21 protein-coding genes, 1 pseudogene and 1 riboswitch are annotated in these 21,764 nt (G+C 73.9%); of the genes and pseudogenes, 17 read left to right on the top strand and 5 right to left on the bottom strand.

Annotated features, from left to right (window positions below; translation table 11 throughout):
- Nucleotides 1-65: 65 nt before the first annotated feature.
- Entirely contained in the window at nucleotides 66-557 is a 492-nt protein-coding gene (locus QSK15_RS18740) for a DUF3145 domain-containing protein (RefSeq protein WP_030330284.1), read from the bottom strand.
- Between the two features lie 309 nt (nucleotides 558-866).
- On the opposite strand from QSK15_RS18740, the gene QSK15_RS18745 reads away from it, so the two are divergent.
- Entirely contained in the window at nucleotides 867-1,196 is a 330-nt protein-coding gene (locus QSK15_RS18745) for a hypothetical protein (protein WP_030330285.1), read from the top strand.
- Between the two features lie 122 nt (nucleotides 1,197-1,318).
- Here QSK15_RS18745 and QSK15_RS18750 read toward each other — a convergent pair whose 3' ends face one another.
- Nucleotides 1,319-1,942 carry a carbonic anhydrase gene (locus QSK15_RS18750; protein WP_285795447.1) on the bottom strand — a complete coding sequence of 208 codons (624 nt, stop codon included), beginning with the start codon at nucleotides 1,940-1,942 and terminating at the stop codon, nucleotides 1,319-1,321.
- A 169-nt stretch (nucleotides 1,943-2,111) separates the two neighbouring features.
- Between QSK15_RS18750 and QSK15_RS18755 the strand changes: the two genes are divergently transcribed.
- From QSK15_RS18755 to QSK15_RS18775, 5 genes are all read left to right on the top strand, one after another.
- Nucleotides 2,112-3,059, top strand: a complete 948-nt coding sequence (locus QSK15_RS18755) for an alpha/beta fold hydrolase (RefSeq protein WP_285795448.1) — start codon at nucleotides 2,112-2,114, stop codon at nucleotides 3,057-3,059.
- 108 nt (nucleotides 3,060-3,167) lie between these two features.
- A complete protein-coding gene (locus QSK15_RS18760) occupies nucleotides 3,168-5,285 on the top strand; it encodes a HelD family protein (protein ID WP_285795449.1) in 2,118 nt (705 codons plus the stop codon).
- Nucleotides 5,286-5,391: 106 nt separating this feature from the next.
- The gene (locus tag QSK15_RS18765) at nucleotides 5,392-6,309 is read left to right on the top strand and encodes a cation diffusion facilitator family transporter (RefSeq protein WP_285795450.1); all 918 of its coding nucleotides are present in this window, start codon (nucleotides 5,392-5,394) and stop codon (nucleotides 6,307-6,309) included.
- A gap of 143 nt (nucleotides 6,310-6,452) precedes the next feature.
- Nucleotides 6,453-6,584: riboswitch (cyclic di-AMP (ydaO/yuaA leader) on the top strand.
- A gap of 5 nt (nucleotides 6,585-6,589) precedes the next feature.
- Nucleotides 6,590-7,654, top strand: a complete 1,065-nt coding sequence (locus QSK15_RS18770) for a coiled-coil domain-containing protein (protein ID WP_377618107.1) — start codon at nucleotides 6,590-6,592, stop codon at nucleotides 7,652-7,654.
- 141 nt (nucleotides 7,655-7,795) lie between these two features.
- Nucleotides 7,796-8,305 carry a hypothetical protein gene (locus QSK15_RS18775; protein WP_285795451.1) on the top strand — a complete coding sequence of 170 codons (510 nt, stop codon included), beginning with the start codon at nucleotides 7,796-7,798 and terminating at the stop codon, nucleotides 8,303-8,305.
- Between the two features lie 35 nt (nucleotides 8,306-8,340).
- Here the strand turns inward: QSK15_RS18775 and QSK15_RS18780 are convergent, their stop codons facing one another.
- Nucleotides 8,341-8,811 carry an SRPBCC family protein gene (locus QSK15_RS18780; RefSeq protein WP_285795452.1) on the bottom strand — a complete coding sequence of 157 codons (471 nt, stop codon included), beginning with the start codon at nucleotides 8,809-8,811 and terminating at the stop codon, nucleotides 8,341-8,343.
- A gap of 187 nt (nucleotides 8,812-8,998) precedes the next feature.
- Here QSK15_RS18780 and QSK15_RS18785 point away from each other — a divergent pair, with 187 nt between their 5' ends.
- Complete coding sequence (locus QSK15_RS18785; RefSeq protein WP_285795453.1) at nucleotides 8,999-9,976, top strand: 1-phosphofructokinase family hexose kinase; 978 nt, start codon at nucleotides 8,999-9,001, stop codon at nucleotides 9,974-9,976.
- The gene (surE, locus tag QSK15_RS18790; protein WP_285795454.1) at nucleotides 9,973-10,800 is read left to right on the top strand and encodes a 5'/3'-nucleotidase SurE; all 828 of its coding nucleotides are present in this window, start codon (nucleotides 9,973-9,975) and stop codon (nucleotides 10,798-10,800) included. The genes QSK15_RS18785 and surE overlap by 4 nt, the downstream gene beginning before the upstream one ends.
- 15 nt (nucleotides 10,801-10,815) lie before the next feature.
- On the opposite strand, the gene QSK15_RS18795 is transcribed toward surE, so the two are convergent.
- A complete protein-coding gene (locus QSK15_RS18795; RefSeq protein WP_030330302.1) occupies nucleotides 10,816-11,178 on the bottom strand; it encodes an STAS domain-containing protein in 363 nt (120 codons plus the stop codon).
- Nucleotides 11,179-11,565: 387 nt separating this feature from the next.
- Between QSK15_RS18795 and QSK15_RS18800 the strand changes: the two genes are divergently transcribed.
- The 5 genes from QSK15_RS18800 to QSK15_RS18820 all read left to right on the top strand — a co-directional run bounded on the left by QSK15_RS18800 (nucleotide 11,566) and on the right by QSK15_RS18820 (nucleotide 14,779).
- Nucleotides 11,566-11,706 (top strand): hypothetical protein, encoded by a 141-nt coding sequence (locus QSK15_RS18800; protein WP_156057395.1) that lies wholly within the window; start codon nucleotides 11,566-11,568, stop codon nucleotides 11,704-11,706.
- A 170-nt stretch (nucleotides 11,707-11,876) separates the two neighbouring features.
- Nucleotides 11,877-12,275 carry a hypothetical protein gene (locus QSK15_RS18805; RefSeq protein ID WP_285795455.1) on the top strand — a complete coding sequence of 133 codons (399 nt, stop codon included), beginning with the start codon at nucleotides 11,877-11,879 and terminating at the stop codon, nucleotides 12,273-12,275.
- Between the two features lie 693 nt (nucleotides 12,276-12,968).
- Nucleotides 12,969-13,655: a BON domain-containing protein gene (locus tag QSK15_RS18810; RefSeq protein ID WP_279519087.1), complete on the top strand. Its 687-nt coding sequence runs from the start codon at nucleotides 12,969-12,971 to the stop codon at nucleotides 13,653-13,655.
- A 78-nt stretch (nucleotides 13,656-13,733) separates the two neighbouring features.
- On the top strand, nucleotides 13,734-14,234 hold the full coding sequence (locus tag QSK15_RS18815) for a redoxin domain-containing protein (protein ID WP_285795456.1): 501 nt from the start codon (nucleotides 13,734-13,736) through the stop codon (nucleotides 14,232-14,234).
- Nucleotides 14,231-14,779 (top strand): DsbA family protein, encoded by a 549-nt coding sequence (locus tag QSK15_RS18820; RefSeq protein ID WP_285795457.1) that lies wholly within the window; start codon nucleotides 14,231-14,233, stop codon nucleotides 14,777-14,779. The genes QSK15_RS18815 and QSK15_RS18820 overlap by 4 nt, the downstream gene beginning before the upstream one ends.
- 11 nt (nucleotides 14,780-14,790) lie before the next feature.
- Here the strand turns inward: QSK15_RS18820 and QSK15_RS18825 are convergent.
- Nucleotides 14,791-17,717, bottom strand: a pseudogene (locus QSK15_RS18825) (winged helix-turn-helix domain-containing protein).
- A gap of 76 nt (nucleotides 17,718-17,793) precedes the next feature.
- Here QSK15_RS18825 and QSK15_RS18830 point away from each other — a divergent pair.
- The 4 genes from QSK15_RS18830 to QSK15_RS18845 are packed head-to-tail and all read left to right on the top strand — an operon-like array spanning nucleotide 17,794 to nucleotide 21,708.
- Complete coding sequence (locus tag QSK15_RS18830) at nucleotides 17,794-18,234, top strand: hypothetical protein (RefSeq protein WP_285795459.1); 441 nt, start codon at nucleotides 17,794-17,796, stop codon at nucleotides 18,232-18,234.
- Complete coding sequence (locus QSK15_RS18835) at nucleotides 18,231-19,379, top strand: alcohol dehydrogenase catalytic domain-containing protein (RefSeq protein WP_285795460.1); 1,149 nt, start codon at nucleotides 18,231-18,233, stop codon at nucleotides 19,377-19,379. The genes QSK15_RS18830 and QSK15_RS18835 overlap by 4 nt, the downstream gene beginning before the upstream one ends.
- Nucleotides 19,380-19,418: 39 nt before the next feature.
- Nucleotides 19,419-20,600: a saccharopine dehydrogenase family protein gene (locus QSK15_RS18840; RefSeq protein ID WP_285795461.1), complete on the top strand. Its 1,182-nt coding sequence runs from the start codon at nucleotides 19,419-19,421 to the stop codon at nucleotides 20,598-20,600.
- A gap of 43 nt (nucleotides 20,601-20,643) precedes the next feature.
- Nucleotides 20,644-21,708 (top strand): DNA polymerase III subunit beta family protein, encoded by a 1,065-nt coding sequence (locus QSK15_RS18845; protein ID WP_502889631.1) that lies wholly within the window; start codon nucleotides 20,644-20,646, stop codon nucleotides 21,706-21,708.
- Nucleotides 21,709-21,764 lie beyond the last annotated feature (56 nt).

Raw genomic sequence — 21,764 nt, forward strand, 5'->3', positions numbered from 1 at the left:
GACCTTACCGCCCGTGCATGCCCGGGCGGACGGGCGTGCACGTCGCCGACTCGCGGACCGTCGGGTCAGCCCACCCGGGTGAGCAAGGTCACCGGGGCGCCGTCACCGGCGTACCGGTAGGGCTCCAGGTCAGCGTCCCACGCCGTGCCGAGCGCCTTGTCGAGGGCGTGCGCCAGCGCCTCCGGGGCCCGCGAGGCCGCCATCAGCGTCCGAAGCCGGTCCTCGCCGAGTTGGATGTCGCCGGCCACGCCGACCGTCGCCCGGAAGAGGCCACGGGCCGGCACGTACATGAAGCGTTCGCCATCGGCGCCGGGACTCGGTTCCTCGGTGACCTCGAAACGGATCATGGGCCACTGCCGTAGGGCAGCGGCCAGCTCGGCGCCCGTCCCCGGACGACCGGTCCACCCGCACTCGGCCCGGCGTGCGCCGGGGTCGACGGGCTGAGCCGTCCACTGCAGGTTGACCGGCGCGGCTAGGACGCGCGCGATCGCCCACTCGACGTGCGAGCACACGGCGAGCGGGGTCGAGTGGACGTATACGACGCCACGCGTTGGCACGGTGACCTCCCGGAGAGCGAGGTGCGTCTTCCCCTACGACCTCGTCCACCCAGGTGGCTGCTGCAACACATGATGACTTGTGTGACGCGTGGTGCGCCAGGGAATCGGAAAAATCGCCGGTCGGAATAGCCGGACGGGTGGTCGCCGTTGCCTCTCAGGACACCGCGACGACCAGCATGATGTCGTGGTCCTGTACAGTTCCACCGGCGGCTTATGCCGCGTTACATCTTCGCGGGTCGAGTTCACGTACGGCCCGCACACAGCCCCCGGACGTCCAGTCCTCCCGTACGTCTTGCAAGGAGTACCTCCGTGGCGAGCAACACCTCTAAGACCGCGCGCGCGTCCGTCCGGGCCGGCCAGGCTGGCCAGGGTGGCGCCCTCAGCGTGCTGGGCGAGTTCAAGTACCTCATCCCGCTCAACGGCGGCAAGCACGCCTACGTGCGGAACCTGACCAACGGCAAGACCGCGCACCTGCGCACGGACTCCGACGCGTTCGTCGAGGAGATCCGCGTGCTGGCCGCCGCCGGCCACGCCGCCAAGATCCGGGCGGAGATCAACAACCTGGCTGCCACCCACCCGGGTGACGGCTGGGAGGCCACCGAGAAGCGCCTGGTCGCGGCCGGCGTCTTCGAGGGCTGAGCCCTCCCCCACCGCACCAGCCGAAACCGCCCGCCGGGACAGTCCGGCGGGCGGTTTCGCACGTCCGGGGTCGGGTCGGGCCAGCCCGCCCGAGCAGGGGGCGGGGCAGCCAAGGGGGCGGGTCAGGCTGGATCGATCAGGGCGACCTCGCCGGTGGCCAGGTCGTAGAGGCCACCGACCACGGCCACCCGGCCGGCGGCCACCGGCCCGGCCAGCAGGTCGTCGACGCGCAGGATGCGCACCGTGCGCCGGACGTGCCGGCGGATCGCCAGCGGTTGCACCGCCGGGTCGTCGAGCCCCACCTCGGTCACCGCCGGGGCGATCTCGTCCACCAGGTGCGCCAACGACCCCCCGGGGCGCTGCCCGGCGCGCAGCGCCCGCACGGTGGCCTCCACCGCGCCGCACCGCTCGTGGCCGAGGACCATCACCAGCGGTACGCCGAGCTGGCCGACCACGTACTCGATCGAACCGCAGACCGCGCGATCGAGCACGTGCCCGCCGGTACGGATCACACAGATCGCACCGAAGGTCTGGTCGAAGATCGCCTCCAGCGGCACCCGGGAGTCGATGCAGCCCAGCACCACGGCGTACGGCTGCTGGTCGCCGGAGGCAGCGGCGGCGGCCGTGACGTCGTGACCGTGCAGCGGCTGACCGCTGACGAACCGCCGGTTGCCGGCGAGCAGGTCGGCCAGCGCGGCGCGGGGCGTACCGCCGGCCTGCCGCCCCGGCCCCGACGTCGCGCCCATGGGCGCTCCCGACCACCCCATGCCGTTCAGCTTGGCCCGCCGCCGTCCGCCGCGGGTGCGGTCGGGAATGTTCGCCACGGCGCGATTGGCGTGGTGTCATGGCGGGTAGCCGGTGTTACCGCCGGGTATCCCGGTGTTCGTGGTACTGGGCGGCCCTGGGGAGGTGGCGATGCCGGAGCGGTTCGAGGTCGCTCTGCCGGACGGCGTACGGCTCAACGTCGAGGCGACGGGTCCGACGGACGCCCAGGTCACCGCCATCCTGCTGCACGGCTGGACGCTGGACGGACGCGCCTGGCACCGGCAGGTCGACGCGCTCACCGCGACGCCGTTCGGGGACGCGGTGCGGGTGGTCGCCTACGACGCGCGAGGGCACGGCCGGTCGAGCTGCATGGCGTTGCCCACCGCCACCCTGGCGCAGTTGGGTGACGACCTGGCCGCGGTGATCGACACCGTGGCGCCGACCGGCCCGGTGGTGCTGGTCGGGCACTCGATGGGCGGCATGACGATCATGGAGTACGCCCACCGCCACCCCGCGCACTTCGCCGCCCGCGCCGCCGGCCTGCTCTTCGTCTCGACCACCGCCGAGGGGCACACGCACACCGTCTACGGGCTCTCGCCGCGGATCGCCCGGTTGATCCGGCTGGCCGAGACGACCGGCGCCGGCGTCCTGGCCCGGTGTGGTTCGTGGCGGGCGCCCCGGGCACTGCTGAACGCGCTGCAACCGAGCATCCGGTGGATGCTCTTCGGCGACCGGTGCGAGCCGGCCGACATCCGCCTGGTGACATCGGCGGTGGCCCGTGCCTCGCTGCGGTCGATCGGTGGGTTCCGCGCCTCCATCGGCACCCAGCACCGACTGGACACCCTCGCCGCGCTGGCCCACCTGCCGGCCGCCGCCCTGGTGGGCGACCGGGACCGGCTGACCCCACCGCCGTGCGCCGAGTCGATCGCGGCGGCCCTGCCGGCCACCGAGCTGACCGTCTGCCCGGGCGCCGGGCACATGCTGATGATGGAACGCCCGGACGAGGTCAACGCCGCGCTCACCGGGGTGCTGCGGCGGGTGCTCGCCGAATCGCCGCCGGCCTGCGGTGACGCGAGCCCGGCTCAGACGGGTGCCTGAGCACGTTCGCGCACCTCGGGCGCGGCGGGTCGAGCCGGGGGCCGTACCCTTCTGCGGTTGGCCCGCGCGGTTCCCGCCGCCTGCCGGCGACCCTCGAAGGAGCGTGCGTTGACCGACCAGAACGGCCTTGAGCAGGAGATTGCCGTCGAGCAACGACACCTCGACCGGGTGTACGCCCGGCTGGCCGAGCTGCGGCAGTCGGCGGTCCGCGCCGAGCGCGACGGTTACCGGATGGCGCGGGTGGGCACGTTCGGCGCCCTCGTCGAGCGCGACGCGATGGTCTTCCACGCGGCGCAACGACGGCACACCCTGGACGCCGAGCACGAGGGGCTGGTCTTCGGCCGGTTGGACCTGCGCGACCGTCAGGTGCTGCACGTCGGGCGGCTCGGGATCCGCGACGAGGACGCCGTCACCCTTGTCGTCGACTGGCGCGCGCCGGCCGCTGCCGCCTTCTACCAGGCCACCCCGGCGCAGCCGTTGGACGTGGTGCGACGCCGCACGATCCAGTCCCGCGCCGAGCGGGTCACCCGGATCGAGGACGACCTGCTGGACCCGACCGCCGCCCCGGAGGGGATGACGGTGGTCGGTGACGGCGCGTTGCTGGCCACCCTGTCCAAGGCCACCGGTCGGGGCATGCGCGACATCGTGGCGACCATCCAGCGGGAGCAGGACGAGGCGATCCGCTCGCCCGGCTCCGGGGTGACGATCGTCGCGGGCGGCCCCGGCACCGGCAAGACCGCTGTCGCCCTGCACCGGGCCGCGTTCCTGCTGTACTCCGACCGCAGTCGCTACGCGGGCGGCGGCATCCTGGTGGTCGGCCCGTCGTCGGTCTTCGTCGAGTACATCGGCTCCGTGCTGCCCTCGCTCGGTGAGGACACCGCGACCCTGCACTCCTTGGGCACCCTCTTTCCGGGGATGACCGCCACCCGCACCGATCCGCCCGAGGTGGCGGCGGTGAAGGGCTCGCTGCGGATGCGCCGGGTGCTGGAGCGCGCGGCCCGCGACGCGGTGCCGGGCGGCCCGGGTGAGTTGCGGCTGCTCTACCGCGGCACGCTGCTGCGGCTGGACCGGGCCACCCTGGACCGCATCCGCGACCGCGCGCTGCACCGTGGCGCACGGCGCAACGAGGTGCGCCGGGCCGGTTTCGACGGGGTGTTCGCCGCGTTGTGGGCGCAGGCCCGTGAGCTGAGCAGCGGTCGGCTGCCGGAGCAGCCGGCCTTCGAGGCGGAGATCGCCGAGCGGCCGGAGTTCCGCGAGTTCCTCAAGGCGTGGTGGCCCCGGCTGCACCCCCGGCACGTGCTCGGCTGGCTGGCGCAGCCGGACCGGCTGCGCCGGTACGCCGGGGGGATCCTCTCCTCGGCGGAGATCCGACTGCTCACCGCCGCGTACCGGAACCTGGACTCGGCCGGGCTGACCATCGCCGACGTGGCGTTGCTGGACGAGTTGGACGCGCTGCTCGGTAAGCCCGCGCAGCCGGCCAAGGCGCGACGCGATCCGTTCCAGCTCGCCGGTGGTGTCCGCGAGCTGAGCACCCTCGGTGAACGGCAGCGGGCCGCTCGCGCGGCGGCCCGGGAGCGGCCGGAGGACTACCGGGACTACGCGCACGTGGTGGTGGACGAGGCGCAGGACGTCTCGCCGATGCAGTGGCGGATGATCGGTCGACGTGGCCGGCTGGCCTCCTGGACGGTGGTGGGCGACCCTGCGCAGACCGCGTGGACCGGCGACCCGGAGGAGCTGACCCGGGCCCGGGACCAGGCGCTGGGCCGGCGCAAGCGGCACGAGTTCACGCTCACCACCAACTACCGCAACTCGTCGGAGATCTTCGCGGTGGCGGCGGCGGAGATCCGCCGGCTCTACCCCGACCTGCCGCTGCCGACCGCAGTCCGCTCCACCGGGGTCGAACCGGTCGAGCTGGTGGTGCCGGCCGCCGGGTTGGAGACCGCGACCGTGGAGGCCGCTACCGGACTGCTGGCCCAGGTGGAGGGTACGGTCGGGGTGATCACGCCGGTCCCCCGCCGCGACGAGGTCGCCGGTTGGCTCGGCGCACTCGGCGCGCCCAGGTTGCAGGTGGTGACCAGCCTGGAGGCCAAGGGCATGGAGTACGACGGGGTGGTGCTGGTCGCCCCGAGCGAGATCCGGGCGGACCCGGGCGCCGGCGTACGCACCCTGTACGTGGCGCTCTCCCGGGCCACGCAGCGGCTCACCACCATCGACCCGACCGGCTGACCTGCGCGGACCGCCGCCAGCGCGAGGCATCGCCCGTACACTTGCACACATAGCGATGTGAGCATACATTTGACCGGGTCCCGGCCGGCGGCGGAAGGTGAATCTCGTGGGCGCAGGTCATGACCACCACCATGGGTCCGTCGCCAATGCCGCACACCAGCACCGGGGTCGACTCTGGGCGGCGTTCGGGCTGCTCGCCACCCTGATGGTGGTCGAGGCGGTGACCGCCCTGCACACCGGCTCACTCGCCCTGCTCTCCGACGCCGGGCACATGTTCACCGACGTGCTCGGCATCGGGATGGCGCTCGCCGCGATCACGGCGACTCGGCGGGCCACCAACGACCCGCAGCGCACCTTCGGGCTCTACCGGCTCGAGGTGCTCGCCGCGCTGGCCAACGCCGTCCTGCTCTCCGGCGTGGCGATCTACGTGGTGATCGAGGCGATCCGCCGGTTCGGCGACCCGCACCAGGTCGTCGCCGGTCCGATGCTCGCGGTGGCCGTACTCGGTCTGCTCGCGAACACCGCCGCCTTCGCCCTGCTGCGCGCCGGAGCGCGGGAGAGCATCAACCTCCAGGGCGCCTACCTGGAGGTGCTCGGTGACCTGCTCGGCTCGGTCGGCGTCATCGGGGCGGCGCTGCTCATCACCGTCACCGACTGGTGGTGGGCGGACCCCCTGGTCGCGGTCGCCATCGGCGTGTTCATCCTGCCGCGCACCTGGCGGCTGGCCCGCGCCGCCATCCGCATCCTGGTGCAGGCCGCCCCGGAGCACCTCCAGGTGACCGCCGTGCACGACCGGCTGGCCGCGGTGCCCGGCGTCGTCGAGGTGCACGACCTGCACGTCTGGACGCTCACCTCGGGCATGGAGGTGGCCTCCGCACACCTGACCATGGCACCCGGGGCGGAGGTCGGCGCGGTGCTCACCGCGGCGCGTACGGCCCTGCACGACGACTTCCGCATCGAACACGCGACGTTGCAGATCGAGCCGGGCGCCGCCTCCGGCGTGTGCGGCTCCATCGAGTGGTGACAGGTCTTTTCGGAGCGTTGCTTCACTTTTAGGGTAATTTTCCGTGGTGACGTACGCACCGTCCGTCACATTGGCTGCAAGGGCCCCACCGGCACCGGTAGGCTCGGTCCCGGCCTCCACCAGGCGGCGCCTCCCGGCGCCGGTGGCGGTCGCCGCCTAATCGCCCAACCGGGCGAACCGGGGAACCATGTTCCTGGGGTGCATCCGCGTCAGCGGTAGGGATCTTCCGTCCCGAACCCGTCAGCTAACCCGGTCGGCGGCTGACGGAAGGACATGCGCAGTGGCACCAGCACGACCACCCGCCGCCCGACTGGCGGCCCTGATCGTCGCGATGTTCGCCCTCGGCGTCGCGCTTCCGGCCGGCACCGCCTCGGCCGCTCCCCCGACCGGCCTGCGGGCCGCCGCACCCGACTCGGACGAGGAGGGCGGCACCCCGGCGTTGCGCGCCCAACTCGACGCGGCCAGCAAGGGCTACCTGGACGCCAAGCGCGCCCTGGACACCTCGGTACAACGGCAGAAGCAACTCACCACCCAGCTGAAGACCATCGAGGTCGAGATCGAGCAGCGCAACGGCAAGGTCGGCGAGATCGCCGAGGTGGCGTACCGGACCGGACGACTCGGCGCGATGTCGGCGCTGCTCAACAGCAGCACCCCGGAAGGCTTCATGGACCGGGCAGCCGCCCTGGACGCGGTGGCCGCCAACGAGGACCGGGTGCTCCGCGACCTGCTGAAGAGCAAGGACCAGGCCACCCGCACCCGCGTCGCGCTGGACGGCGAGATCACCGAACAGCGCAAGCAGGTCGCCGTGATGGCCAAGCGCAAGGAACAGGCCGAACGGGCCCTGACCGTGGCCACCACACCCAAGACGCAGAGCGCCACCGACACCGGCTCCAACCGGGGCACCTCCACCGCCAACGCGACGGCCGCACCGCGCAACTCCGACGGCTCCTGGCCCGCCGAGTCGTGCAGCGTCAACGACCCGACGCCGGCCAGCGGCTGCATCACCCCGCGCACCCTGCACGCGCTCAACCAGGCCAAGGCCGCGGGCTTCACCCGGTACGTCTCGTGCCACCGCCCCAGCGGCTCCGGTGAACACCCGAAGGGCCGGGCCTGCGACTTCGCCGCACAGAAGGGCGGCTTCGGCGGGGATGCCACCGGCGGCGACAAGACCTACGGCAACAACCTGGCCGCGTACTTCATCCGCAACGCCGACCGGCTCGCCGTGCTCTACGTGATCTGGTACCGGCAGATCTGGCTGCCCAGCAGCGGGTGGAAGTCGTACAGCGGGGCGGGCGGCGACCCGTCCAGCGACCACACCAACCACGTACACCTGTCGGTCTACTGACCCACGCCACGTGATGCCTGTGAGTCATGGTGATGACTCACAGGCATCACGTGCGTCCGGGGCCGGCTACGTCGCCGGGCGTACCCCTGGTGTCGTCGCTCGGCGGACGACCCGGCCGGGGCCGGCGGGCAGCATCGCGGTATGCCTCGGATCCGACCCACCGCCCGCAAGGCGCTGCTCACCCTGCACCTCGTCACCTCGCTCGGCTGGCTCGGCACCGACCTGGTGCTGCTCACCCTCGGCATCGCCGTGCAGCGGGGCGCCGACCCGGCGGTGGTCTACCCGGTCACGGCCCTGATCGGCACGGTGCTGTTCGCGCCGCTGAGCGTCCTGGTCTGGCTGATCGGAGTGGCCAGTTCACTGCTCACCCCGTGGGGCCTCCTGCGGCACCGCTGGGTGCTGGTCAAGCTCGTGCTCACCACGGTGATGGTCGGGCTGGTGCTGCTCCTGCTCACCCCGAACCTGCGCCACGCCGGAGCGGTCGGCGCCGCCCTGCCCGCCCGGGACCGCGCCGACCTGGTCATCGCGCCGGCCGTGTCGACCAGCTTGATGATCATCGCGACGGTGCTCTCCACCTACAAGCCGTGGGGCCGCCGGCGCACCGCCGCAGCCACCCTCGCCGGCCGTGGCCGCGCCACCGCACGTCCCTGAGGACCCCGGTCGTGCCAGCGGGGCGAGGCTGTGGGTCAGGACGGGGGTGGTGGGGGGTCGCCGGTGCTGTCGAGGGCCGCGCCCAGCCGGGTGGCGAGGGCGAGGTGGGCGGCTCGGGCCTGGCGGAACGCGTACCGGAACAGCGGCGTCGGCGCCGTCAGGGTGATCTCCACGTCGATGCGGACCAGACCGTCGGGCTCGGCGCGCAGCCGGGTGTGGTTGCGCACCGTGGTGGCTGGCCACTGCCGGGCCACCATGACGATCTCGTCGGTCTCGCTGATCAGCACGTCCGCGTGGTATGTGGTCCGGAAGCGCAGCGGGCCGGCCACCAACCGGTCGTTGATCGTGTAGCTGGCCCGCGCTCCGGGCCGGGGCGGCACCCGGCGGACCCGGACGATCAGCGGATGCAGCTCGCCCTGCCGGGTCAGGTCGCTGAGCAGCGCTGCGGCCTCGGCTGGTGAACTCCGGGCCTGGACGGTGTAGCTGAAGGTATCGCTGCTGAGCACACCGTCTCCCGCCGCCGTTGGTCGCCCGATCGTCCCGTACCGATGTCCGGCTGGCAACGCCCGATCGCATCCGACGCCGCGCCGAGCCGAGCCGATGCGGCAACCTGCCCCACCTGTCCCAATAAGATCAGTTAGTGCGAAATCTTCCGAAGATGCCGGAACGCGGCAACCTGTACGGCGACAACCGATGAGCGGGCACGTGATGGTCTTCGCGCCCACTCCACAGCTGACGGTGACCGTGGACCAACCCAACGACCACCCCGAGCTGCACCTGCACCCCGGCGGGCAGGGCGTCTGGCAGGCCCGGATGGTGATCTCCCTCGGTGTCGACGTGGTGCTCTGCACCGCCCTCGGTGGTGAGATCGGCCAGGTGCTGGAGCCGCTGCTGGTCAGCGAGGGCGTGGACCTCAAGGTGGTAGTCCGTGACTCCGGCAGCGGCGGGTACGTGCACGATCGCCGGGACGGCTCCCGGCAGGAGATCGTCGACGTACCCGGGCAGCCACTGAGCCGGCATGAGATCGACGAGCTGTACAACCTCGCTCTCGGCGAGGGCCTGCGGGCCTCGGTGAGCATCCTCAGTGGACCCAATGAGCCCTGGCTCGTACCGGCCGACCTGTACCGACGCTTCGCCGCCGACCTCGGCGCGAACGGCGGCCGGGTGGTGGTCGACCTCTCCGGCGATCACCTCGGTTCGGTGCTGGAGAGCGGGGTGTTCTTCCTCAAGGTGAGTCACGAGGAGTTGATCCGCGACGGCCGCGCCCGCAGCGACGACACCGCGGAGCTGACCCAGGCCATGTACGAGTTGCACGCGGGCGGCGCCGAGACCGTCGTGGTGAGCCGCGCCGACCAGCCGGCGTTGGCGCTCGTCGACGGGGAGTTGTTCCAGGTCGAGATGCCCCGGTTGGAGGCCGCCGACCCGCGTGGTGCGGGCGATTCGATGACCGCCGGAGTGGCGGCCGTGGTGGCCCGGGGCGGGGACATCCGTACCGCGATCCGCACCGGCGCCGCCGCCGGGGCGCTGAACGTGACCCGGCACGGCCTGGGCACCGGGCGACTGGACTCGATCACCGGCCTGGTGGATCGGGTCAGACTGGTGCCGGCGGACAGCCGGCAACAGGAGCGGACCACCCCGGACGAGTTGGCCGACCGGGTGGCCGAGCGATGACACTGCGGGTGTTGATCACCAACGACGACGGGATCGCGGCGCCGGGCATCCAGGCGCTGGCCTGGGCGGCCAGACAGCGGGGCCTGGACGTGGTGGTCGCCGCGCCGATGGAGGAGGCGAGCGGCACCAGCGCCGCGATGAGCGCCATGGAGCGCGACGGGCGGGTGGTCGTGAACGACCACCCGCTGCCGGACCTGGCGGGTGTGCCGGCGTACGGGGTCGCCGGGTCCCCCGGCTTCATCACGCTGATCGCCCTGCACGGGGCGTTCGGTCCACCGCCGTCGGTGGTGCTCTCCGGAATCAACCGGGGTGCCAACGCCGGCCGGGCGGTGCTGCACTCCGGGACCGTGGGCGCCGCGTTCACCGCCGCCACGAACGGGTGCCGGGCGATGGCGGTCTCCCTCGACGTGCTCTCGGCCGGCGAGGCGACGGCCGCGAGCGGTGGCGCCGCAGTGGACGCCGCCGCCCGCGTACGCGACGCCGAGCGGCACTGGAGCACCGCCGCGCGGGTCGCCCTGGACCTGCTCCCCCGGTTGACCTCCGCGCCGTCGGAGAGCGTGCTCAACGTGAACGCCCCGGACCTGCCGCACGGGCAGCTTCGCGGGGTGCGACGAGGCCGCCTGGCCAGCTTCGGTCAGGTGCAGATGACGGTGGCCGAATCCGGCCACGGCTTCGTCCGTACCTCGCTGGAGGAACCGGGGCAGGCCGCGCAGCCCGGCACGGACGTGGCGTTGCTGGCCGCCGGGTACGCGTCGGTGACGGCCGTCCGAGCGGTCACCGAGGCGACCGACATCGACCTGACCGGCCTGGACGAGCAGCCCTGACCGGAGGCGGCGCGCTCAGGCGCCGGGCAGCACCTCGGGGGTGGCGGCGCCGGCGAAGTAGGGCTCCGGGGCGCCGAAGAGGCCGAGCAGGCCCGTCACCCAGAGCTGCCGGTGCACGAACCGGCTCGGCTCGGTGACGACCAGCTTGACGTCGCTGACCTCGGCCGTCTGGAAGCCGGCCACCATGGCGCTGATGCCGACCGAGTCGATGAAGGTGACCAGCCTCATGTTGAGTTCGATGCGCAGCGGCCGGCCCTTGGCCAGCACCTCCGCGATCGCTTCGCGCACCTCGTACGCGGTGTCGACGTCGATTTCGCCCCGTGGGGCGATCTCCACGACACCACCGGACAGAACCGACTTCACGATCGACAGGCTCACGCGAGCACCTCCACCCGCCCGTCCCCCGGGCGCCTCATCAGTACGCGGGCCGCGACCGAGAGTATTCCTCCGATGGCCTCGGTCGCCACCCCTCGGGATGAGCAATTCGCGGATCCGGGCCCAAAAAGCTGCCCATATCCGCACTTTTCAGTATTTGATTACTCAAGAGTTTTTGTTATCCGAGCATCGGCGATCAGTCGGGACCGACGCGCCGCCGAACCAGGGTAGCGGTCCGGACGCGGCACGCCCGACAACCGGTCCCCGACGTACGCCCACCCCGTGCGCCGTCGGCGTGTCGCACCCGATCGGCCGGCGCGATCCACGCCCCTGGTTGCCCACGCGCCCTAGCATCGGCCGGGACACCCGCCGTGACGGAGAGGATCTTCGATGATCAAGCGACTTGCCGGGTTGGCCGGCGTCGGCGTTTTGCTCGCCCTCGTCCTGGCCTGCGGTTTCGGTGGCGGAGACGACGATGACGACGATGACGACGACTTCGCCCGTGGCGTCACCGTGTCAGCGGTGCGCTGAGTCGGTGGCGCGCCGGGGTGATGGTGCGCCGAGGTAGCGGTGCTCCGCGGCGGTCGGGGTTTGCGTCCGGCTGACGCGGGGCACTGCGGGGTGGACGACACCGTGACGCGCTGGAAAGACGCCGAAGTCCGAAGTGGCCGGCGGCTTCGGCACCCGAGGAGGTAACCACGATGTTCGGAACCAACCTGCTGGACCGCCGCAGCAAGCCGGAGCGGATCGCTGAGCAGGCCTGGGAGCACCTGCTCTCGGCGGTCAGCTCCGCCGGAGACAGTGTGCTGGACACCGCCCGCTCGGCCCGTCGCAGCAGCAGTGACCTCGCCGACGGGGCGGGTGACCTGGTGGGATCCGCCGCCGAGGAGGCGCGACGCCGCGCCTCGCTGGCCTTCGACGCGCTCGCCGGCCGCCAGCCGGCACTGCCCTGGACGCTGCTGATCGGCGCCGCGCTCGTCGGCGCGGCTGTCGGTTGGGCCGTCGGTTCCGCCGCGCGGGCCGCCGGCAGCCGCGACGACCGTGCCGTCGACGACGTGGAGTTCGTCGACGTCGACCGCCCCAACTCCCCCGCCGTCTGAACGACAGCGCCACCACGGGCCCCGCACGACCGAGGTCGGGTGGGGCCCGTGGTCGCACCGCGACGCTCTCCAGCGCACTTCTGTGAGCACAGGTAGGTGGGGGTGATGGGCCGGTCCGCCGGGTGCCGGACCCCTCAGGCGGCCCGGCGGACCGGTGTCTGGGTGGGTGATCCGGGGTCCCGTCCGGATCACCTGCTCAATGGCGCGCGCAGGTGCCGGCAGGCCCCGGTCCGGGCGACCACCAGCCGGAGTGCGCGCACGTTGTCACTCGATGGCAGGCCGCGGGCCGACGTGGAGGCCGGCACGGGTGGAGGGCGCCGGACCGGGTCTGCGCATCTGCGGTTCCTCTCGGGCGGGGACCCCGGGGGACGAGGTCGATCGCCTGCCTGACGCCGTGGCCCGGGGGACGAGCACGACGACGGGGACGGACGGAGCTGCCCTGGCTCCATCACCCGACGCGACGGCTCCCGCGATCGAGGAACGCGATTACCGTAACCGAAACCCGCTCGCTTTGGAAGCGCTCCCATCATCGATGTTGATCCGCGCCCTCCCGCCGCGCCGCCCAGGTCGGCCCACGCCCTCACCCGGTCCGGGCGAGGGCGGCTCACCCCGGGCGGCGGCAGGCTGGCGGCACGGCGGACCTCCGGCCGCGACCAGCGTCAGGTCCGCCATCGCCACAGCGGAGGAGGACAGATGGCCATCGCGGAGATCAACCGCACCGATCAGGACATCCAGTCCGCCGTCCTCGATGAGCTGACCTGGGAACCGCGGGTGCAGCCGCACGAGATCGGCGTGACCGTCGCCGAGGGCGTCGTCACCCTGACCGGCCGCGTGGACAGCTACGCCAAGAAGTGGGCCGCCGAACGGGCCGCGCACCGGGTCACCTCGGTCCGGGCGGTCGCCAACGACGTGGCCGTGCAGCTCACCGACAGCACCGAGCGCGCCGACAGCGACCTGGCCGCCGCAGCCAGCCACGCGCTGGAGTGGGACGCGTTCGTGCCCATCGAGAAACTCCAGGTGACCGTCTCCGCCGGCTGGGTGACGTTGCACGGCGACGTCGAGTGGGAGTACCAGCGCCGAGCCGCCGAACGCGCGGTCGCGCGACTGACCGGCGTACGCGGGGTCAGCAACGGCATCACCGTCCGACCGGCCAGCGCGCCGGACGGCCACAACCTGGCCGAGCGGATCGTCGACGCGCTGGCCCGGGCCGGCGCGACCGAGGCCGAACGGATCAGCGTCCGGGTGCACGGCGACACGGCGATCCTCGCCGGGTTGGTGCACTCGATGCCCGAACGGGCCGAGGTCGAGCAGGTGGCCTGGTCCGCGCCGGGCATCCGGGAGGTGCAGAACCACATCGCGGTCGCCCCGGTGCTGCGCTGACCCGCCAGCACCGTGCGGGCGCGGAACCACCCGGGGTGGGTGAGCCCGCCTCACCCGCCCCGGGAGCAGGCTGGTGGCATGAGTGATCCGAACGGGCTGATCCAACCGGGACGTACCGCGCCTGGTTTCACACTGCCGGCCACCCCGGACGGGGCTCTCGTCGGGCCTGAGCAGTTCCGGGGCCGGCCTGTCGTGCTCGCCTTCTACCCCGCCGACTGGAGCCCGGTCTGCGGGGACCAGATGTCGCTCTACCAGTCGGCGGCACCCGTCTTCGCCCAGTACCAGGCGGTGGTGCTCGGCGTGTCGGTCGACAGCATCTGGTCGCACCGGGCGTTCGCGGAGGACAAGGGTATCGAGTTCCCCCTGCTGTCCGACTTCGAGCCGAAGGGCGAGGTGGCCTGCCGCTACGGCGCGTACCTGCCGCAGCGGGGCGAGGCGGCCCGCGCGCTGGTCGTGCTCGACCCGGCCGGGACGGTGGCCTGGAGCTACCTGTCGCCGCCCGACGTGAACCCCGGCGCCGACGGCATCTTCGACGCGCTGGACCAACTCGCCGCCGATCGGAAGGTGATGGCCGGATGAGCACGCCACTGCAGGTCACCGCCCGCCTTCGCGACCCGGTGACCACCGAGGACCACATCCGGGGGCCGGCCGACGCGGCGGTGACCCTCGTCGAGTACGGCGACTTCCAGTGCCCGTTCTGCGGTGCCGCGTACCCGAACCTGCACGAGGTGCTGCGACAGCGGGCCGACACCGTACGGCTGGTCTACCGCTATTTCCCGATCGCCAACGTGCACCCGTACGCCGAACGCGCCGCCGAGACGGCCGAGGCCGCCGGTGTCCGCGGCCGGTTCTGGGAGATGCACGACTGGCTCTACGAGCATCAGGACCAGCTCGACCCGGTGCACCTCTCGCTCGGTGTCGAGCAGGTCGGCCTGCCGCCGGACGAGTTGAACGCCGAGGTGGAAAACCGGACGCACGCGGACCGGGTGCGCCGGGACTTCGTGGGTGGCATCCGCAGCGGGGTGAACGGCACCCCCACCCTGTTCGTCAACGGCGTCCGGCACGACGGTGGGTACGACCTGCCCGACCTGCTGACGGCAGTGGACGCCGCCGCCAACGCCTGAGCGGTGCCCGCTCAGATCAGCCGCAACTCGCGCGCCCGCCGGACCGCCTCGCGCCGGCGGGTCGCGTCGAGCTTGCGGTAGATGTTGCGGACGTGGGTCTTCACCGTGTTGACCGAGAGGGACAACTCGCTGGCGATCTCCACGTTGGACAGGATGCTCTGCAGATAGCGCAGGATGGTCAGCTCCCGCTCGGTGAGCGGCTCGTCGAGTGCGCCCCGCGGCCCGGTGGCCGGCCCGGCGGCGCTCTGCCCCGCACCCCGGACGAGGTCACTGACGAGCGCGAAGTGCGCCGTGCCGGCGTCCAGGTGCGCGGCAAGCAGGTCCCGCACGGGCGGCTCGGCCCGGGTGAAGACCCTCCGGCAGCCCTGCGGACCGGCCAGGTCCAGCGTCTGCTCCAGGATCCGGCCGGCCCGACGCCCGTCCCCGGCCCGCTCGGCCAGCACCGCGTCCAGCAGGCCCGCGTCCAGCCGTACCGGCAACGGCCAGGCGGTGGCGGCCGGCGCCTGCCAGTCCGGCAGGGTGCGCGCGGCAGCGGCGGGGTCGCCGGCCAGCAGTTGCACCTTCGCCAACGTCACCGCGAGCACCGGGTCCGTCCCCTCGTCGGCGGCGTCGGTCAGCAGGTCGCGGGCGGAGTCAAGGTCGCCCCGCGCGGCACGCAGTTCGGCTTCGGCGGCCCGCAGCAGACCGGTCAACCTGGCGGCGGAGGGCCGGTCGGCCAACGCCTCCCGGGCCTGGACGAGCAGCCGCTGGCCGGCCGCCGGGTCGCCGGAGTCGCGCCGCAGCTGAGCCCCGCACAACGCGGCCACCGCCGCCGCCACCGGTTCCCTGGCCGCAACGGCCAGCCACTCGTCGCCCACCTCCGCGTCGCCGGACCAGCCGCCCGCCACGTCGAGCGCCGGGAGGGCGAGGGCGAGGTTCGCGGTGGCCTCGTCGGGCTGGTCGCGCAGCAGCGCCACCACCGCAAGAGCCAGGTACGCGTAGCCGCAGTCGAGCCGACAGGACCAGCCCCGACAGGGCGGCATGCCCAGCGCGTCCCGGGCCGCCTGTTCGGCCGCCCGCAGTTCGCCGCGCACCGCGAGCAGCAGCGCGGCGCGGCTGGCGCCGACCAGTTCCGTGCGCGGTCGCTCAGCCTCCCGAGCTGCCGCCCGGGCCCGGACGAACCGGGCGGTGGGCAGCGCGCCGTCGGCCATCTCGACCAGCCCCAGGGCGGTGCCGGTGAACGCCCGCAGGTCCAGGTCGTCCGCCGCGCCGCCGCCACCGGCCGTCGGGGCGGAGCTGACCACCCCGGTCGGCGGGCTGTCCGGCACCCGGGTCGGTGTGGCGTCCGACGGGCGGGTGCGCAGCAGGCGAGCGGCGGCGGCCCGCACCTCACCGCGATCGTCGGCGAGCCGGGCCACTGTCAGCTCCAGCGCGGTGACCAACCGCAGGAACCGGTCCCGGCGCGGCACCGGCAGGCCTGCGGCGTGCCCGGCGGCGGCGCGCAGGTGACCGCCGGCCGCCGGCAGGTCACCGACGTACGCCCGCTCGGCGGCGCACGCCAACGCCACCTCCGGGTCGGCACGGATCACCTCCGCTGGCGGCGGCGCGGGTGCCGGCGCGTGCACCGGGCCACTGTCATAGCGGGTCAGCTCCGGCCAGTGCGCGACGAACAGGTCACCGGCCAGGTCCCAGCGGCCGGCGGCCAGGGCGTGCCGCAGGCCGTCGGCGGGCCGGCCGTCGCCCGCGTACCAGTCGGCGGCCCGCACGTGCAGCTCGCGCAGCTCGTCGGCGGGCAACCGGGCCAGGTCGGCGCGGAGCAGGTCGGCGAGCAGCGGCTCACACCGGTACCAGGGTGGCCGGGTGTCCTCCCGGTGCAGCAGACCACCGGTCCCGGCCAGGTCGGCAAGCGCCTGCCCGGCGTCGGCGCGGCCGGACAGGGCCTCGGCCAGATCGGCGCAGACGGTGTCGACCAGGGCGGTACGCCGCAGCAGGTCCACCTCGGCCGGGTCGAGCGTCGCCAGCACCTCCTCGTGCAGGTAGCCGGCGATCTCCGGTTGGTCCCCGCCGAACTGCCCCACCCAGCGCTCCGGGTCGGGTTGTCCGCGGATCGCCAGGGCCGCGATGCGCAGCGCGGCCGGCCAGCCGCCGGTGCGCTCCCGAAGCCGGCGCACGGCGCTCGCCGGCAGCGCGGCAGCGTGGGCGGTGAGCAGATCGGCCACCTCGTCGTCGGTGAACGCCAGCTCGTCCGGGCCGATCTCGGTCAGCTCACCGGCGAGGCGCAGCCGGTGCAGTGGCAGGTGCAGTCCGGCGCGCGCGCCGATCACCAGCCGGAGCCGCCGGCCGGCATGCCGCAGCAGGAACTCCAGGCCGGTCAACGCCGCCGGGTCGGCGACCCGGTGCAGGTCGTCCAGGATCAGCAGCACCGGCCGGTCGGCGGCGGCGAGCGTGGCGGCCAACGCCTCCAGTTGGTCGGGGCGCGGTGGCCGGTCGGGCACCGGGCCGTCGTCGGTCGACCCGATCGCCGAGCGCAGCGCCGCGGCGAGGTACGCCCAGAGCCGGTCGGAGTCGTCGCCGGCCTCGACCGACATCCAGGCCGAGACCGGGGTGTCCGCCGGCGACACCGACAGGTCGCCGGAGTCGGGCACGACCTCGCCGGGCTCGACGTCGGGCGGAGCGCCGCCCAGCCGCACCCAGGAGGCGAGCAGTGTCGTCTTGCCCCAGCCGGCGGGGGCGGCCACCACTGTCACCGGTCCCGCGCTGCCCTCGTCCAGTCGGCGCAGCAGCCGGGGCCGGGCCACCACCGGCTCCGGCGGCACGGCCGGTGTCAGCCGGGACGCCAACAGCGGTGGCCCCGGTGCCGGTTCGACCCGTACCCGATTCTGTTCCGGCACCCAGCCCCACCCCCACCACGCGCTCCGCCCCCGGTCGGCGAGCGGTTACCCGACCCGGGCCGGTTCACCCCTTCCGGGCGAGCGCGCTTCACCCGGCGGCGACCGACGATCGGGGGACGTGAACCGGGAGGACGGGTGGTGCCGATGGGACGGCTGGCGCGGGCGGGACCCGCCCTCGGCGGCGCGGCGCTGGCCGGGGCGGAACGGTTGCTGCGCGTACCCCGTCGGGGTGGCCGACCGGGCGCGGACGGCGACGCTGACGCGCCGCCCCGGTGGGAGGTGGTGACCGTCGACCGGCCGCCGGAGCAGGTGCTTCCCGACGGCCGCTGGCCGGAGCCGCTACGCCGCCTGGACGGGGCGATCGAGGTGCGGGTGCGGCCGGCGCCCGGCGATCGGGGCACCGAGCTGGCCGCCCGGCCGCTGGCCGGCGTCACCCCGCCCACAGGGCTGGCCGCGCACCTGGTCGGCGACGACCCGGGTCTGCTGGTCCGCCGGACGCTGCGGCAGGTCAAGCAGCGGGTGGAGGCCGGTGAGGTGCTCCGCGCGGACCGCTCCGCGTTGGACCGCCCCGAGGTTCCCGGGTGAGGGCGCTGTGCTGGGTGGCCGCCGGTGAGCTGGGGGTACGCGAGGTGCCCGACCCGGAGCTGCGCAACGAGCGTGACGTCATCGTGCGGGTGCGGCGCAGCGCCACCAGCGGGGGTGATCTGCCGCTGCTGTCCGGCCGGCACCCGTTGCTGCGCGCCGGCGACGTGCTCGGCGCGGAGTTCCTGGGCGAGGTGGTCGAGGTCGGCCCCGGGGTTCGCCGACACGGGGTCGGCGATCGGGTGGTGGTCGGCGCGAGCGTGGCCTGCGGCGGCTGCTGGTACTGCCGCCAGGGCCGGCACTCCTGCTGCGACAACGCCCATGCCGACCCGGCGGGCGCCGACCCCGACTGGACCCGCTCGGACGCCGGGTGCTTCGGCAGGCCCAGGCTGGCCGGCGGTTTCGCGGGCGGTCACGCCGAGTACGTGCGGGTGCCGTACGCCGACGTGAGCGCGTTCCGGGTGCCGGACGGCGTCGACGACGACCGGGCGGTGTTCGGTGCCGACGCCGCGCCGAGCGGGTGGCTCGCCGCCGAGCTGGGTGCGGTAGGCCCCGGCGACGTGGTGGCGATCTGGGGCGCCGGGGCGGTGGGCCAGTTGACCGCGTGGGCGGCGGTGCGGCGCGGTGCCACCCGGGTGCTGATCGTGGACCGGCACGAGGAGCGGTTGCAGATGGCCGAGCGGCACTGCGACGCCGAGCCGCTCGACTACCGCCGCGACGACATCGCCGCCGAGCTGCGCGACCGCAGCGGTGGGCGCGGGCCGGACGTGTGCGTGGTGGCGGTCGGCGCGCCGCCGACCCGGTCCATGGCCGACCGGTTCGGCGGCCGGCACGTCGACCGGCCGGATGCTCTGCGGGAGGCGGTGCACGCCTGCCGCAAGAGCGGCGTGGTGGTGGTGCTCGGCGGAACGGCTGGTTTCGTCGACGCGTTCCCGCTGGGTTCGCTGACCGAGCGGCGGCTCACGCTGCACGGGGCGGGCCGGCCCGACCTGCGGGACGTGCCGATGCTGCTGGACCGGATGGCCCGCGACGAGCTGCGGACCGAGCACCTGGCCACCCACCGACTGCCGTTGGCGCGGGGCCCCGAGGGGTACGCGCTGTTCCGGGACCGGGCCGACGGTTGCGTACGGGCCGTGTTCACGCCGTGACGAGTGTCGATCGGCGAGGGCGAATGGCAGACTGCGGGGATGGCCGTGCAGCGAACGTACGACGTGGTGTTGTTCGGCGCGACCGGGTTCACCGGCGGCCTGACCGCCGAGTACCTGGCCCGACACGCGCCGGCCGGGCTGCGCTGGGCGCTGGCCGGGCGCAACCCGCAGCGCCTCGCCGCCGTCCGGGACCGGCTGGCCGCCATCGACCCGGGCCTGGCCGACCTGTCATTGCTCACCGCCGACGTGACCGACGCCGACTCGCTGCGGGCGGTGGCCGAGTGCTCCCGGGTGGTGGCCAGCACTGTCGGCCCGTACATCCACCACGGGGAGCCGCTGGTCGCCGCCTGCGCCCGGGCCGGCACCGACTACCTGGACATCACCGGCGAGCCGGAGTTCGTCGACCTGATGTACGTGCGTCACCACGCCGAGGCGACCCGCACCGGCGCCCGGCTGGTGCACGCCTGCGGCTTCGACTCCGTCCCGCACGACCTGGGCGTCTGGTTCACCGTCAGGCAGCTGCCCGCCGACGTCCCGATCACCGTGGACGGGTACGTGCGCGCCGGTGGCCGGTTCTCCGCCGGCACCTACCATTCGGCGCTCACCGCGTTCTCCCGTACCGGGCAGGCCAGCCGGGCCGCCCGGGAGCGTCGGGCGGTCGAGCCGCGCCCCACCGAACGTCGGGTGCGGGCGGTGCCCGGCCGGCTGGCCCGCTCGGCGGAGCTGGGCATCTGGACGGTGCCGCTGCCGACCATCGACCCGCAGGTGGTACGCCGCTCGGCGGCGGCCCGCCCGGAGTACGGCCCGGACTTCCGCTACCGTCACTTCGCCGCGGTGAAGCGGCTGCCCACGGTGCTTGTCGGTGCCGCCGGGCTCGGCGCGCTGGTCGGGCTGGTGAAGCTGCCGCCCAGTCGGCGCTGGCTGCTCGGCCGGCTCGCGTCCGGGCAGGGGCCCACCGCCCAGCAGCGGGCGTCGTCGTGGTTCCGGGTCCGCTTCGTGGGCTCCGGCGGCGGGCAGCGGGTGGTCACCGAGGTCGCCGGCGGTGACCCCGGCTACGACGAGACGGCGAAGATGCTCGCCGAGTCGGCGCTGTGCCTGGCGCTCGACGAGCTGCCGCCGACCACCGGGCAGCTCACCCCGGTCGCCGCGATGGGTGACGCGCTGCTCGACCGGCTGGTCCGGGCCGGCCTCACCTTCCGGGTGCTGGAACGCCCGGCTTGACCCTCAACCGGGTCGAGGGGGCAGGATGCCCAGCGTGAGCCACCTGCACAGCATCGGCGAGCTGGCCCGGGCCAGCGGCCTGACGGTCAGCGCCCTGCGCTTCTACGACTCGGCCAGCGTGCTGGAGCCGGCCCTGGTCGACCCGGTGACCGGCTACCGCTGGTACACCGACGAGCAGGTCGCCCCGGCCCGGCTGGTGGCCGGGCTGCGCCGGATCGGCATGCCGGTGCCGCAGATCGCCGCCGCGGTACGCGCCGAACCGGCCGTGGTGCACCAACTGCTCGACGCGCACCTGCGCCGGCTCGCCGACGGACTCGACGACGCCCGCCGTGAGGTCGACCGGCTCCGCGCCCTGGTGGACCCGGCCCCGCCGACGGCCACCACGCTCCTGGTCTCCCCCGCCGCCCTGGCCGCCGCGCTCGACGCGGTGCGGTTCGCCGTCGGCGTCGATCCGGAGCTGCCGATGCTCGCCGGCGTGCTGTTCGACGTGGAGACCGACGGCGTCCGACTCGTCGCCACCGACCGGTACCGACTGGCGCTGGCTCGGGCCGCTGCCGACGTCGACGGCCCGCCGGTGCGGGTGTTCGTGCCGGTGGCCCTCGTCGACCAGCTCCGGCCACTGCTCGACGCCGCCGACGCCTGGCCGGTCCGGCTGACGGTGGCGGGCGCGGACCTGCGGGTGCGGGTGGCCGAGGGCACGGTGACCGGCACCGCGCTGCCGTACGACTTCCCGGACTACCGGCGCCTGCTGCGCAAGGCGGTCGGCGAGCGGTCGACCGCGCGGCGGATCCCGGTCGACGTGGCCACCCTGCGCGCCGCGTTGGCCGACCCGGCGGCCCCCACCGTCGCCCACGACCATGACGGCACGACCCGTGCGGTCACCGTGCTCGGCGTCGACGGCCGGGGCGAGTTGCGGCTGCTACCCGCCGCCGACCTGGGCACCGACGCGCTGCGGGTCGGGGTGGACGGTGGTTACCTGCTGGACGCGCTGAACGCGGCCGGCGCGCCGCAACTGGTGCTGGAGCTGGACGGGCCGATCGCCCCGCTGGCCGTACGCCGACCGGACGACGCGGACACCTACTCGGTGCTGATGCCGATCCGGCTCTAGAACCTCCCCGTCCCGGGCGGAAAAGCCCGCGACGGTAGCATCTGGTGGTCCACCAG

Source organism: Micromonospora sp. NBRC 107095 (assembly GCF_030269705.1).
Lineage (GTDB): Bacteria > Actinomycetota > Actinomycetes > Mycobacteriales > Micromonosporaceae > Micromonospora > Micromonospora parva.

What these genes read in the sequence shown, in the direction of transcription:
- QSK15_RS18800 (WP_156057395.1), top strand. Translation starts at nt 11,566, where the DNA reads ATGATCAAGCGACTTGCCGGGTTGGCCGGCGTCGGCGTTTTGCTCGCC.
- QSK15_RS18805 (WP_285795455.1), top strand. Translation starts at nt 11,877, where the DNA reads ATGTTCGGAACCAACCTGCTGGACCGCCGCAGCAAGCCGGAGCGGATC.
- QSK15_RS18840 (WP_285795461.1), top strand. Translation starts at nt 19,419, where the DNA reads ATGGCCGTGCAGCGAACGTACGACGTGGTGTTGTTCGGCGCGACCGGG.
- surE (WP_285795454.1), top strand. Translation starts at nt 9,973, where the DNA reads ATGACACTGCGGGTGTTGATCACCAACGACGACGGGATCGCGGCGCCG.
- QSK15_RS18815 (WP_285795456.1), top strand. Translation starts at nt 13,734, where the DNA reads ATGAGTGATCCGAACGGGCTGATCCAACCGGGACGTACCGCGCCTGGT.
- QSK15_RS18750 (WP_285795447.1), bottom strand. Translation starts at nt 1,942, where the DNA reads ATGGGCGCGACGTCGGGGCCGGGGCGGCAGGCCGGCGGTACGCCCCGC.
- QSK15_RS18810 (WP_279519087.1), top strand. Translation starts at nt 12,969, where the DNA reads ATGGCCATCGCGGAGATCAACCGCACCGATCAGGACATCCAGTCCGCC.
- QSK15_RS18830 (WP_285795459.1), top strand. Translation starts at nt 17,794, where the DNA reads ATGGGACGGCTGGCGCGGGCGGGACCCGCCCTCGGCGGCGCGGCGCTG.
- QSK15_RS18775 (WP_285795451.1), top strand. Translation starts at nt 7,796, where the DNA reads ATGCCTCGGATCCGACCCACCGCCCGCAAGGCGCTGCTCACCCTGCAC.
- QSK15_RS18820 (WP_285795457.1), top strand. Translation starts at nt 14,231, where the DNA reads ATGAGCACGCCACTGCAGGTCACCGCCCGCCTTCGCGACCCGGTGACC.
- QSK15_RS18755 (WP_285795448.1), top strand. Translation starts at nt 2,112, where the DNA reads ATGCCGGAGCGGTTCGAGGTCGCTCTGCCGGACGGCGTACGGCTCAAC.
- QSK15_RS18785 (WP_285795453.1), top strand. Translation starts at nt 8,999, where the DNA reads ATGAGCGGGCACGTGATGGTCTTCGCGCCCACTCCACAGCTGACGGTG.